Origin of the sequence: Streptomyces sp. SAI-127 (genome assembly GCF_029894425.1) — a bacterium.
Taxonomy (GTDB): domain Bacteria; phylum Actinomycetota; class Actinomycetes; order Streptomycetales; family Streptomycetaceae; genus Streptomyces.
Genome location: NZ_JARXYJ010000001.1, coordinates 3,746,594 through 3,759,000 on the forward strand (window position 1 = coordinate 3,746,594; position 12,407 = coordinate 3,759,000).

12 protein-coding genes are annotated in these 12,407 nt (G+C 69.8%); 8 read left to right on the top strand and 4 right to left on the bottom strand.

Translation table 11 applies throughout. The features are described 5' to 3' along the window. The first annotated feature begins 1 nt into the window (after position 1). Complete coding sequence (locus tag M2157_RS16950; RefSeq protein ID WP_280865648.1) at positions 2-913, top strand: pyridoxal-phosphate dependent enzyme; 912 nt, start codon at positions 2-4, stop codon at positions 911-913. A gap of 187 nt (positions 914-1,100) precedes the next feature. On the opposite strand, the gene M2157_RS16955 is transcribed toward M2157_RS16950, so the two are convergent. Continuing rightward, a complete protein-coding gene (locus M2157_RS16955; RefSeq protein ID WP_280862624.1) occupies positions 1,101-2,696 on the bottom strand; it encodes a Na+/H+ antiporter in 1,596 nt (531 codons plus the stop codon). A 90-nt stretch (positions 2,697-2,786) separates the two neighbouring features. Here M2157_RS16955 and M2157_RS16960 point away from each other — a divergent pair, with 90 nt between their 5' ends. The 3 genes from M2157_RS16960 (at position 2,787) to M2157_RS16970 (ending at position 4,884) form a co-directional block, all read left to right on the top strand. Further along, the gene (locus M2157_RS16960) at positions 2,787-3,047 is read left to right on the top strand and encodes a UBP-type zinc finger domain-containing protein (protein WP_069765922.1); all 261 of its coding nucleotides are present in this window, start codon (positions 2,787-2,789) and stop codon (positions 3,045-3,047) included. 260 nt (positions 3,048-3,307) lie between these two features. Then, a complete protein-coding gene (locus M2157_RS16965) occupies positions 3,308-3,721 on the top strand; it encodes an anti-sigma regulatory factor (protein ID WP_004925829.1) in 414 nt (137 codons plus the stop codon). 17 nt (positions 3,722-3,738) lie between these two features. Further along, the gene (locus M2157_RS16970) at positions 3,739-4,884 is read left to right on the top strand and encodes an RNA polymerase sigma factor SigF (protein WP_280865649.1); all 1,146 of its coding nucleotides are present in this window, start codon (positions 3,739-3,741) and stop codon (positions 4,882-4,884) included. Between the two features lie 685 nt (positions 4,885-5,569). Here the strand turns inward: M2157_RS16970 and M2157_RS16975 are convergent. Continuing rightward, positions 5,570-6,019 (bottom strand): hypothetical protein, encoded by a 450-nt coding sequence (locus tag M2157_RS16975; protein ID WP_280865650.1) that lies wholly within the window; start codon positions 6,017-6,019, stop codon positions 5,570-5,572. A gap of 169 nt (positions 6,020-6,188) precedes the next feature. Here M2157_RS16975 and M2157_RS16980 point away from each other — a divergent pair, with 169 nt between their 5' ends. Beyond that, the gene (locus tag M2157_RS16980) at positions 6,189-7,157 is read left to right on the top strand and encodes a diacylglycerol kinase family protein (RefSeq protein WP_057612191.1); all 969 of its coding nucleotides are present in this window, start codon (positions 6,189-6,191) and stop codon (positions 7,155-7,157) included. A 320-nt stretch (positions 7,158-7,477) separates the two neighbouring features. Beyond that, on the top strand, positions 7,478-7,735 hold the full coding sequence (locus M2157_RS16985; RefSeq protein WP_006142322.1) for a WhiB family transcriptional regulator: 258 nt from the start codon (positions 7,478-7,480) through the stop codon (positions 7,733-7,735). Positions 7,736-7,916: 181 nt separating this feature from the next. Here M2157_RS16985 and M2157_RS16990 read toward each other — a convergent pair whose 3' ends face one another. Next, entirely contained in the window at positions 7,917-9,383 is a 1,467-nt protein-coding gene (locus tag M2157_RS16990) for a PAS domain-containing sensor histidine kinase (RefSeq protein ID WP_280863790.1), read from the bottom strand. A 372-nt stretch (positions 9,384-9,755) separates the two neighbouring features. Next, positions 9,756-10,397, bottom strand: a complete 642-nt coding sequence (locus M2157_RS16995; protein WP_266522210.1) for a TetR/AcrR family transcriptional regulator — start codon at positions 10,395-10,397, stop codon at positions 9,756-9,758. A 96-nt stretch (positions 10,398-10,493) separates the two neighbouring features. Here M2157_RS16995 and M2157_RS17000 point away from each other — a divergent pair, with 96 nt between their 5' ends. Next, positions 10,494-11,246 (top strand): SDR family oxidoreductase, encoded by a 753-nt coding sequence (locus M2157_RS17000; RefSeq protein WP_280865651.1) that lies wholly within the window; start codon positions 10,494-10,496, stop codon positions 11,244-11,246. A gap of 284 nt (positions 11,247-11,530) precedes the next feature. Further along, positions 11,531-12,316: a glucosamine-6-phosphate deaminase gene (gene nagB / locus M2157_RS17005; protein ID WP_280862628.1), complete on the top strand. Its 786-nt coding sequence runs from the start codon at positions 11,531-11,533 to the stop codon at positions 12,314-12,316. Positions 12,317-12,407: the final 91 nt, after the last annotated feature.

Below are 12,407 nucleotides of genomic sequence, written 5' to 3' on the forward strand. Positions count from 1 at the left end.
GGTGTCCAGCCCCGGCGTCCCCGACCTCACCACCCTGCGTCCTCGGCTCCCGTCGCCGCTGCAGGAGGTCGAGGACGAGCGCTTCACCCGCCGGGGCGTCCGGCTCTTCCTCAAGCGCGACGACCTGATCCACCCGGACCTCGTCGGCAACAAGTGGCGCAAGCTCGCGCCGAACCTCACGGCCGCGGCCGGCCGTCCGATCCTCACCTTCGGCGGCGCGTACTCCAACCACCTGCGCGCCACTGCGGCCGCGGGCCGCCTCCTCGGCATTCCCACGATCGGCGTGGTCCGCGGTGAGGAACTCGCGAACCGCCCCCTCAACACCTCCCTTGCCCGGTGCGCGGCCGGCGGCATGCGACTGCACTTCGTCGACCGGCCGACGTACCGCCGCAAGACCGAACCGGACATCCTCGCGCGCGTGCTGCGCGCGGCGGACGCAGAGGACGCGTACGTCGTCCCTGAGGGCGGCAGCAACACCCTCGCCGTACGGGGGTGCCGCGCGCTCGGCGAGGAACTGTCGGGGCGGGCCGACGTCGTCGCGATCGCCTGCGGTACGGGCGGCACCCTCGCGGGCCTGGCCGCGGGCATCTCCCCGGATCAGCGCGCCCTGGGCGTACCGGTCCTCAGAGGTGGCTTCCTGACAGCCGACATAAGAGCCCTCCAGCATCAGGCCTTCGGCGGTCCGCGCGGCGACTGGCAGCTCGACGACCGCTTCCACTTCGGCGGTTACGCCCGCACGACTCCCGAACTCGAAGCCTTCGCCGAGGACTTCGAGAACCGCCACGGCCTGCCCGTGGAGCGTCTCTATGTCGCCAAGTTGCTGTACGGACTTGTCGTCCTGACCGACGAAGGCGCCTTCCCACGCGGCTCGACGGTCGTGGCGGTCGTCACGGGAACACCCCAGGAGACCTGACGGAGGGCCGACGGGCCGGTGACCGCCGTTTTCGGACGTCCAGGCGGACGGCGGCGCGGCCCTCGCGACCGGGGGAGACGCCTACGGCCCGGTCATGGCCAACCCCGCCCTCGCCGGCCCGGTGACTCCGCCGACAGTGGCCAGGCCCAGGGAGGACGTCCTCGCCTGGTGGCCGTGGACCGCCGTCTCACTCCGCCTCCCGGTACGCCGCCGCCTCCTCCAGGTCCAGCCTGCGCAGCAGTGTCCGCAGCATCTCGTCGTCGATGTAACGCAGGTCCCGCAGCCTCACGAACACCGCGCGCTCGGCACCGATCATCTCCCCGGACAGCCGGCGGTAGGTGTCGTCGACGGTCTCGCCGGTGAGGGGGTTGGACTGGCCGAGGCGTTCCCAGACGGCGTTGCGGCGGCGGTCCAGGACCATGCGCAGGCGGTCGGCGAGGGGCGGTGGGAGGGCGTTGCGCTCGTCGGAGAGGAGTTCGTCCAGGCGGCGTTCGGCGGCCCTGGAGGCCTGCGCCTGGGCGTTGGCCTCGGCCAGGGTCTCGGCCTGCTGGTCGCGGCCGGGGAGCTTGAGCATGCGGATCAGCGGCGGCAGGGTGACGCCCTGGACGACGAGGGTGCCGATGACCGTGGTGAAGGTGAGGAAGAGGATCAGGTTGCGGCCCGCGAACGGTTCTCCGTCGTGCAGGTGCTCCGGGATCGAGAAGGCGATCGCCAGCGAGACCACGCCCCGCATCCCGGCCCAGGCGATGACGAACGGCCCCTTCCAGGTGGGGTTGTCCTCACGCGCGCGGATCCGCGCGGACAGCATGCGCGGCAGGAAGGTCGCCGGATAGACCCAGACGAACCTCGACACGACGACCACGAGGAAGACGGCGACCGCGTACCCGGCGGCGCGTCCACCCTCGTACTGCCCGAGGCCCTTCAGAACGACGGGCAGCTGCAGACCGATGAGGGCGAACACCGAGGATTCCAGGACGAAGGCAACCATTTTCCATACGGCGTCCTCCTGGAGGCGCGTCGCGAAGTCGACCTCCCACGCGCGGTGTCCGAGGAAGAGCGCCACCACGACCACCGCGAGCACCCCGGACGCGTGGAACTGCTCGGCCGCCGCGTAGGCGACGAACGGGATCAGCAGGGAGAGCGTGTTCTGCAGCAGCGGCTCCTTGAGGTGCGTGCGCAACCAGTGGATCGGCACCATCAGCACCAGGCCGACCACGACGCCGCCGACCGCCGCGAGCAGGAACTCGCCGATGCCGCCCGCCCAGGTGGCGCCCTCGCCCACCGCGGCCGCGAGCGCGACCCGGTAGGCGGTGATCGCGGTGGCGTCGTTCACCAGGGACTCGCCCTGGAGGATGGTCGTGATCCGGGACGGCAGGCCCACCCGGCGTGCCACCGCCGTCGCCGCGACCGCGTCCGGCGGCGCCACCACGGCCCCCAGTACGAGAGCCCCGGTCAGCGAGAGCCCCGGCACGATCTGGTATGCCGCCCAGCCGACGACCAAGGTCGCGAAGAGTACGTATCCCACCGACAGCAGCGCCACGGGCCGCATTTGCGCCCTGAGGTCGAGATAGGAGCTGTCGGTGGCCGCGGAGTGCAGCAGTGGCGGCAGGATGATGGGCAGGACCACGTCAGGGTCGAGCGTGTACTCCGGGACCCCGGGGACGTACGAGATCACCAGGCCGGCCGCGACCAGCAGCAGTGGCGCCGGAATCGGGGTGCGTCGGGCGGCCGCGGCGATCGCCGCACTTCCCGCCACCAGCAACAGCAGTGGCATCACGTCCATGGCCCTCGCCCGCCCTCGCTCATCGTCGTGCGCCCGCCCCTCGTAGTTTTTGTGCGCGGCCGCCCGCGCGGCCGTCGTAACCTGGCAATCATGAAACAGTGCACGCACGCCGAGGCGCTGCCGCACCCGGAACCCGAGCCGCTGGCCGACACGTGTCCGGAGTGCCTGAGGGACGGTACCCACCCGGTACAACTGCGCCTGTGCCTGTCCTGCGGTCACGTCGGCTGCTGCGACTCCTCGCCGGGACAACACGCGACGAAGCACCACAAGGACTCCGACCACCCGATCATGCGGACCCACGAACCGGGCGAGAACTGGCGTTGGTGCTTCGTGGACCATGTCCTTGTGTGACCCTGGACCGTCGGGTTCCAGGACGGTTCGACCGTCTGACGTCTGGGTACGTCAACCCGGCGCGCGTTCTTCCCAATTGGAGCCGCAAACCCCTAGACACGGAGCGTGTTCACAGTTTTACTGTGAGTGACGGCAAGGGGTTGGGGTCCCGGGGACAGGAAAGTCGAGAGCGCGGTAGCGTCACCGCTGAACCACACTTCGCGTTACTCCGGGGGGCGACCCTCGGCCCCCGTAAAGCTTGTACCACCTTGGAGGTGAGGGTGTCCCAGATCGCAGGCGAGCCCGCGACCCAGGACTTCGTGGAAGTCCGGCTGCCGGCCGCGGGTGCCTACCTGTCGGTGCTGCGGACGGCCACGGCCGGCCTCGCAGCCCGTTTGGACTTCACCCTCGACGAGATCGAGGACCTGCGCATCGCGGTGGACGAGGCCTGCGCGATCCTGCTCCAGCAGGCCGTGCCCGGCTCGGTGCTCAGCTGTGTCTTCCGACTCGTCGACGACTCGCTGGAGGTCACCGTCTCGGCCCCGACCACGGACGGTCACGCACCCTCGCGGGACACCTTCGCCTGGACCGTCCTCTCGGCCCTCGCGGGCAAGGTCTCGTCGGCCGTGGACGAGGACAAGACCGTTTCGATCAGTCTCTACAAACAGCGCGGCGCGGGCCCCGGGCCGGCGTGAGGAACGGGGACGGGCCGGTGCGGGACGAAGAGCGCGGCACACGGGAGCTGCAGGCCGAGGGCGGACACCGCCCTCCTTGCCCGAGCGGCGCCGACAGCCTGGGCGACGACGGCCCCGGCGGTTCCCGACGCATGGCGGACGGCATCGACGGCATCCCCGAGCAGGCCCGGCCGCACCCGGAGGAGGACGCCGTAGACACCACGGCGACCGGCCTCCTGGACGACGGGCAGCGTGATCGGAAAGGTGCCGTGCAGGGTGCGCCTCCGGCAGGGCGGGCCGGGGTCTTCCCGGTGCGGACGGAGGCGAGGGCTCGTGGAAGGGCGACGGGCGGGACGATGAGCGAGCACGAGCGAAACGCAGAGGACGGCGTGGCGGGCGCGAACAACACGCCGGTGCCGCGGCACGACCCCCAGGACCGCAGCGGGGCACGCGCCCTGTTCGTCGAGCTGCGCGCGCTGAAGGACGGCAGCCCGGAGTACGCGGAGCTGCGCAACAAGCTGGTCCGGATGCACCTGCCGCTCGTCGAGCACCTCGCGCGCCGCTTCCGCAACCGCGGCGAGCCGCTGGACGACCTCACCCAGGTCGCCACCATCGGACTGATCAAGTCGGTCGACCGTTTCGACCCGGACCGCGGGGTGGAGTTCTCGACCTACGCGACTCCCACGGTCGTGGGTGAGATCAAGCGCCACTTCCGCGACAAGGGCTGGGCGGTGCGGGTACCGCGGCGCCTGCAGGAACTGCGCCTGGCTCTCACGACGGCCACGGCGGAACTCTCCCAACAGCACGGCCGCTCCCCCACGGTCCATGAGCTGGCCGAGAAGCTGGCCATCTCGGAGGAAGAGGTACTGGAGGGCCTGGAGTCCGCCAACGCGTACTCCACCCTGTCCCTCGACGTCCCCGACACGGACGACGAGTCCCCGGCAGTGGCGGACACCCTCGGCGCGGAGGACGAGGCGCTGGAGGGCGTCGAGTACCGGGAGTCACTCAAGCCGCTGCTGGAGGATCTCCCTCCGCGCGAGAAGCGAATCCTCCTCCTCCGCTTCTTCGGCAACATGACCCAGTCGCAGATCGCCCAGGAGGTCGGCATCTCCCAGATGCACGTCTCCCGGCTGCTGGCCCGCACCCTGGCCCAGCTCCGGGAGAAGCTGCTGGTGGAGGAGTAGGCCCGAGGGCCGACGACATCCACTTCGGGCCCGACGCCACCGCTCGCCGACGGGCGCCGGCCTCGGGCCGGGGAGCAGAGCGGAGGCCGTCAACCGCATCCGCCCCTACGACCCCCACCGGCGCTCTGGGGCCAGGTTCGACGGCTCACATCTCGCCACCCCCCAGGTTCCACCGCCGCCCCGGCCGGCAGCCGTGCACCGGACAGCTGCGGCGCCCACTGGCACCGGTCTCGCCCGCACCCTTGGCGCCACCGCCGCCCCCGGTCGGCATCCGCGCACGGGACCGACGGCTCGGCGCCCACCGGCACCGCGCATGCCGCCGGCACTCGGGTTCCACGACGACCGCCCGCCACCTCGGCCACGGATCGGTCCGAGGCCCGTATTCGGGAGCGGCTGCAACGCTCGTCCCGACCAGGCAGCCGCCGTGTGCCCTACGGTCGCTTCCCGCCACCTCGGCCCGCAGCACTGCCGGCCATCCGAGCCGCCGGCCGCGGCTCTCCCACCAGGCGGCGCACACCGCCGCGCCCGTACTGGGGAGCGGCTGCAACGACTCGCCCCGACCATCCAGCCGCCATGAGCGCCCTACGGCCGCTTCCCGCCACCTCGGCCCGCAGCACTGCCGGCCATCTGAGCCGCCGGCCGGGGCTCTCCCGCCGGGCGGCGCACCCCGCCCACTCCCCTACCGCTACTGCTTGCCGTCCTGTGCGCGTCCCGGGCCCCTGATGCCGAGGGCCTGGGTCGTCGCCGGGTTGATCAGGAGGATCAGCGCGGCCACCACGACGACCGCGAGGGCGATGCCCGCCGGGATCGCCACGCTGTCGGCCTGGAGGAGGTTGTAGGCGACGGGCAGGGCCATGATCTGGGTGATGACGGCCGGCCCCCGGCTCCAACTGCGCCGAGCCAGCAGTCCGCGCGCGGCGAGGAGTGGCAGCAGTGCGAGGACGATCAGCGTGACGCCCCCGGTGACGGCCGACTGCCGGTCGTCCGGGTCACCGGCGAGGCCCTCCACGAGCATCCAGGCCCCTCCCGCGACGAGCGCGAGCCCTTCCAGCGCGGCCAGGGCGGCGGCGTACGTCAGGCGCCGCGGGCGCGGACCGGCGGTCTCGGGGGTTGCGGGGGTCTGCTCGCTGCTCACCCCTGAAGAGTAGCCCTCGGCCTCGAAGCCTCACGGGTGAGGAGCGGGCAACGCACACCGCCGCACTCGGGTTGCCTCACGCCCCCGTGGCAAGGTTCACGCGCCGAAGTCTTACGTGATCCCTACCTCGGCCTGTGCCCGGTACCACCCAGTAGGTACGCTGCAACCCATGCGTGCACTTCTCGTGGTCAATCCGGCGGCAACCACCACAAGCGCACGTACGCGCGATGTCCTGATCCACGCGCTCGCGAGCGAGATGAAACTGGAAGCGGTCACCACCGAGTACCGCGGCCACGCGCGCGACCTGGGCCGGCAGGCGGCGGAGAGCAAGGACATCGACCTGGTCGTGGCCCTGGGCGGCGACGGCACGGTCAACGAGGTGGTCAACGGCCTCCTGCACGCCGGCCCCGCCCCCGAGCACCTCCCCGGCCTCGCCGTGGTCCCCGGCGGCTCCACCAACGTCTTCGCCCGGGCCCTCGGCCTGCCCAACGACGCAGTCGAGGCGACCGGCGCCCTCCTGGACGCCCTGCGCGAGGGCAGCGAGCGTACGGTCGGCCTGGGGCTGGCCTCCGGTACGCCGGGCACCGAGGACGAGGCCGTCCCGGGACGCTGGTTCACCTTCAACGCGGGGCTCGGATTCGACGCCGGTGTGGTCGGGCGGGTCGAGCAGCAGCGTGAGCGCGGCAGGAAATCCACACACGCTCTCTACGTCCGTCAGGCACTGCGCCAGTTCTTCGGCGAGGCGCACCGCCGCCACGGGACGATCACTGTGGAGCGTCCGGATGCGGAGCCGGTGACCGATCTGGTCCTTTCCATAGTCTCGAACACCTCTCCGTGGACCTTCCTCGGCAATCACCCGATGTACGCGTCACCTAAGGCCTCGTTCGATAAAGGCCTCGACGTACTCGGTCTCAGCCGTATGACGACGACCGCGATCACCCGATATGGCACTCAGTTGCTCACTTCGTCCCCCGAACGCGGCCCCCATGGCAAGCACGCCGTGTCCCTGCACGACCTGGACCAGTTCACCTTGCATTCGAAGGTGCCCCTGCCCCTCCAGATGGACGGCGACCACCTTGGACTGCGTACGAGCGTGACGTTCACAGGCGTACGCCGTGCACTGCGTGTGATTGTGTGAGCAGAAGGGGCTAAAGTCCTTTCACTCGAACGTTTAGACCAGGGTCCACCCCATGGAAGTACGGCTGTGACCTAGTCGACACCGAGGAATCAAAAAAAACTTTCCGGAAGGGGTTGTATCCGCCGCTGAGGTTTGCGAGTCTCTACGTGGCGGTCGGGACAGCCCGCAACACCAGCGTCCACAGACCACCGGAACCCCTCTTCAATCCAAGGACCACGCCGGGGAAGACTCGGCGGACGGCCCTTCACTTGTTGGGGGATTCGTGAAAGCGTTCACATTCACAAGCAACTTGCATGTAATACCAAGGAGAGGTAGCAGCCATGGACTGGCGTCACAACGCCGTTTGCCGCGAGGAAGACCCCGAGCTCTTCTTCCCCATCGGCAACACCGGTCCTGCGCTGCTGCAGATCGAGGAAGCCAAGGCCGTCTGCCGTCGCTGCCCCGTTATGGATCAGTGTCTGCAGTGGGCGCTCGAGTCCGGTCAGGACTCCGGCGTCTGGGGTGGTCTCAGCGAGGACGAGCGTCGCGCCATGAAGCGCCGTGCCGCCCGCAACCGGGCCCGTCAGGCCTCCGCCTGACATACCCACCCCGCACAGCCTGAGCTTGGCGGCGCGTACACAGCGTACGCTTCTCCCGCCCCCGAGCCGCAGCGCGCAGTACCCCGATGCGCAGCAAACGCTGGCAACGAGCATTTGAGCCCCGGACCCCTGAACGGTCCGGGGCTTTTTGCTGTGCCGGTGCCCCCGCCCGTGCACGGATCTACTTGTGCGCCAGCACCGGTACGTCCAGGATCACCCGGGTGCCGCCCCCCGGCGCCGGGACCATGTCGAACGTACCGCCCAACTCGCCCTCCACCAGCGTCCGTACGATCTGCAGGCCCAGGTTGCCCCCGGTGTGCGGGTCGAAGCCCTCGGGCAGGCCGACGCCGTCGTCCTGGACGGTAACGAGGAGACGGGCCTCCTTGGTGGTACCGCCGCGGACGGCCGAGACCTCGACCGTGCCGGTCTCGCCCTCGCGGAAGCCGTGCTCCAGGGCGTTCTGGAGGATTTCCGTCAGAACCATCGACAGCGGGGTGGCGACCTCGGCGTCCAGGATGCCGAAGCGTCCGCTGCGCCGGCCGGTGACCTTGCCCGGGGAGATCTCGGCGACCATCGCGAGCACCCGGTCGGCGATCTCGTCGAACTCCACGCGTTCGTCCAGGTTCTGAGACAGCGTCTCATGCACGATCGCGATGGAACCGACCCGCCGTACCGCCTCTTCCAGGGCCTCCCGGCCGCGGTCGGACTCGATGCGCCGGGCCTGGAGGCGGAGCAGGGCCGCCACCGTCTGGAGATTGTTCTTCACCCGGTGGTGGATCTCCCGGATGGTCGCGTCCTTGGTGATCAGCTCGCGCTCGCGTCGGCGCAGTTCCGTCACGTCCCGCAGCAGGACCAGCGAACCGATGCGGGTGCCCTTGGGCTTGAGCGGAATCGCCCGGAACTGGATGACCCCGTCGCGCGCCTCGATCTCGAACTCACGGGGCGCCCAGCCGCTGGCGACCTTGGCGAGCGCCTCGTCCACCGGTCCGCGGGTCGGGGCGAGTTCGGCGGTGGTCCTGCCGAGGTGCTGGCCGACGAGGTCGGAGGCGAGGCCCATGCGGTGGTACGCGGACAGGGCGTTCGGGGAGGCGTACTGGGCGATGCCGTCCGCGTCCAGCCTGATCAGACCGTCGCCGACGCGCGGGGCGGCGTCCATGTCCATCTGCTGGTTGGGGAACGGGAAGGAGCCGGCCGCGATCATCTGCGCCAGGTCCGAAGCGCTCTGCAGATAGGTCAGTTCGAGACGGCTCGGGGTGCGCACGGTGAGCAGGTTGGTGTTGCGCGCGATGACACCGAGGACGCGGCCCTCCCGTCGTACCGGAATCGACTCGACACGGACCGGGACCTCCTCGCGCCACTCCGGGTCGCCCTCGCGCACGATCCGGCCCTCGTCGAGCGCCGCGTCCAGCAGGGGGCGGCGGCCGCGCGGGACGAGGTGGCCGACCATGTCGTCCTGGTAGGAGGTGGGGCCCGTGTTTGGCCGCATCTGGGCGACGGAGACATAGCGGGTGCCGTCGCGGGTGGGCACCCACAGAACGAGGTCGGCGAAGGAGAGGTCGGAGAGCAACTGCCACTCCGAGACCAGCAGATGCAGCCACTCGAGGTCGGAGTCGTCGAGGGCGGTGTGCTGGCGGACCAGTTCGTTCATGGAGGGCACAGGTGCGAGCGTACCTGGGGGTATGTGAGCGACCTAAAAACACCGGGCCCCGAGAACACCCGCGGGCCGCGGCGCCTGGGAAGGACCCTCAACCTTCCCGGCACCGCAGCCCGGAGCAATATCGGCCGTGGGGTGTGCGGTCCCGGTCGGCCGAGGATGAGGACCCGGGGCAGTCAGGGCAGAGAGCTCCGGTTCCTCGGTCCGCCTTCCTGTGCGGGGAAGACGGAAGTCACGCGTTCAATTGTGGACTAGACCACTAGGTGTGTCCATGCGTTGGAGCCTGTTTGTTGTTGGAGCTTTCCCTCACGGGAGTCAACTACTCGGACGCCCTAACAACCACCACGCAGCCTAACCCGTGTGGGTTCATGTGCGGGGCCAGATAGCCATGGCAATTTCCGCGACCGCCTCCAACTCCTCCCGGCTCGCGCCGTCGCGCGCCTGTTGGGACATGCCCTGGATCACCGCTCCGACGTGCCGGGCGAGCGCGGCGGCGTCGGTGTCGGCGGACAGCTCTCCCGCGGCGATCCCCGCCCTTACACGGCTCTCGAAGGCGGCGATGTTGGCGTTGCGCCGCACCCGCAGCGACTCCTCGACCTCCGGGCTGGAGCAGTTGGTCGCGGCATGGATGACGAGGCAGCCGTGCGGGCGACCGGGAGCCGTGTACTCGACCGCGGCCTCGCGCAGCATCCGCTCCATCGCGGCCCGGACGGTGGGCTCCTCGGCGAGAGCACGGTCACCGAAGGAGCCGTACCGCGCTCCGTACTCTTGGACGACCTCCTCGAACAGCGACCGCTTGTCGCCGAAGGCCGCGTAGAGGCTGGGGGCGCCGATACCCATGACGCGGGTGAGGTCGGAGACGGACGTGGCCTCGTAGCCGTGCTCCCAGAAGGCCAGGATCGCCTTCTCCAGAGCCGTCGCCCGATCGAAGGACCGAGGTCGGCCGCGGAGTCTCGATGCCCTGGCCGCGGTCTTGACCTGCGCTTCCGTCTCCTCGCTGCTCACCATGGAGTGAATTGTATAGCGGGTACTAGATAAAGACCCGAGGTGCCCTGTACGGTTTTTCTGTAGCGACCGATAGAAAAATGGGAAAGGGGCGTCGTGATGGGCGTGCTCACGGGCAGGACAGCTCTGGTGACAGGGGCGAGCAGGGGCATCGGGCGGGGCATCGCCGAGCGACTCGGGCGGGACGGCGCGCGGGTGGCGGTGCACTACGGCAGGAGTGAGGCGGCGGCGAAGGCGACGGTGGCCGCGATCGAGGCGGCCGGCGGCTCCGCCTTCACGATCGGGGCGGAGCTGGAGACACCGGGAGCCGTCGAGGCCCTCTGGGAGGAGTTCGACCGGCACGCGGACGGGCTGGACATCCTCGTGAACAACGCGGGAATCGGCTCCTCACGCCCCATCGAGGAGATCGACGAAGGGGAGTACGACCGGCTCTTCGCGGTGAATGTCAAGGCACCATTCTTCCTGGTCAAACAGGGTGCGATACGACTGCGGGACGGCGGCCGGGTCATCAACATCTCCTCTGGACTCGCCCGCACCGCCGCCATGCCGCACAACATGGCCTACTCCATGACGAAGGGTGCACTGGACGTGTTCTCCCGGGATCTGTCCAAGGTTCTGGGCGCCCGGGGCATCAGGGTGAACTCGGTGGCACCTGGCCTGATCGACACCGACAACACCGCCGGGTTCCTGCACGGCACCGAGGGCGGCTGGGCGCAGGCGGAGGCGTATTCGGCGCTGGGACAGGTGGGGACACCGGCTGACGTCGCGGACGTGGTGGCGTTCCTGGCGTCGGACGACGGGCGCTGGGTGACCGGGAGCTGGGTGGACGCGACGGGGGGTTCGATGCCGTGAACCGCCCGGCCGGGCACAGGACGTCTACGCAACCAGTTCGCTCTGGGGGTCGGGGTGTCGTGATGGTGCTCATGGCGCCTGCTCCACTCCCCCTTACGCTCGACCGCGCACAATGGGGCCTGTCCGAGATGTGACGCGATGATGGCCTTCGTGGACCTGGGCCGTGAAACCCGATTCTGTTAGATTGGTCTAAACCACATGGGCCGCACCGGGTTCGGTCGAGCCCCCTCGGTTCAGACCCGTCACTCCAGATCAGACCGTTTCCTCAGATCGGCAGGCCCAGCGTGGAAGTTGTCATCGTTCCGGATGCCAAGGCGGGTGGCGAGCTCATCGCCGGGGCCATGGCCCAGTTGCTCCGGCGCAAGCCCGACGCCCTGCTCGGCGTGGCGACCGGCTCGACCCCGCTGCCCATCTACGAGGCGCTGGCGGCCAAGGTGCGGTCCGGGGCCGTGGACGCCTCGCGGGCGCGGATAGCCCAGCTCGACGAGTATGTGGGGCTGCCCGCCGAACATCCGGAGTCGTACCGTTCGGTGCTGCGGCGCGAGGTGCTGGAGCCGCTGGGGGTACCGATGTCCTCCTTCATGGGGCCGGACGGGACGGCGGAGGACATCCCCGGTGCCTGTGAGGCCTACGACTCGGCGCTGGCCGATGCCGGGGGCGTGGATCTGCAGTTGCTCGGGATCGGGACGGACGGGCACATCGGGTTCAACGAGCCGTGTTCCTCGCTGGCCTCGCGGACTCGGATCAAGACCTTGACCGAGCAGACCCGGGTGGACAACGCGCGGTTCTTCGACGGGGACATCGAGCAGGTCCCGCATCACGTCATCACCCAGGGCATCGGGACCATCCTGGAGGCTCGGCATCTGGTGCTGCTCGCCACGGGTGAGGGGAAGGCCGATGCGGTTGCGGCGACTGTGGAGGGGCCGGTTGCCGCGGTGTGTCCTGCGTCGGCGCTTCAGCTGCATCCGCACGCGACGGTGGTGGTCGACGAGGGTGCCGCTTCCAAGCTGAAGCTGGCGGACTACTTCCGGCACACGTTCGTCAACAAGCCCGACTGGCAGGGGATTTAGGGCGGCTCTCGGCTGCCGGATGCTGTCGGTCGCCGGGTGGCACAAAGGTGCCGGTCCCTTCAAGGGACCGGCACCTTTGTTCAGTACAGCC

Coding starts and splice junctions, on each gene's coding strand:
- M2157_RS16990 (WP_280863790.1), bottom strand. CDS start 9,383: ATGAACGAACTGGTCCGCCAGCACACCGCCCTCGACGACTCCGACCTC.
- M2157_RS17000 (WP_280865651.1), top strand. CDS start 10,494: ATGGGCGTGCTCACGGGCAGGACAGCTCTGGTGACAGGGGCGAGCAGG.
- M2157_RS16980 (WP_057612191.1), top strand. CDS start 6,189: ATGCGTGCACTTCTCGTGGTCAATCCGGCGGCAACCACCACAAGCGCA.
- M2157_RS16955 (WP_280862624.1), bottom strand. CDS start 2,696: ATGGACGTGATGCCACTGCTGTTGCTGGTGGCGGGAAGTGCGGCGATC.
- M2157_RS16985 (WP_006142322.1), top strand. CDS start 7,478: ATGGACTGGCGTCACAACGCCGTTTGCCGCGAGGAAGACCCCGAGCTC.
- M2157_RS16995 (WP_266522210.1), bottom strand. CDS start 10,397: ATGGTGAGCAGCGAGGAGACGGAAGCGCAGGTCAAGACCGCGGCCAGG.
- M2157_RS16960 (WP_069765922.1), top strand. CDS start 2,787: ATGAAACAGTGCACGCACGCCGAGGCGCTGCCGCACCCGGAACCCGAG.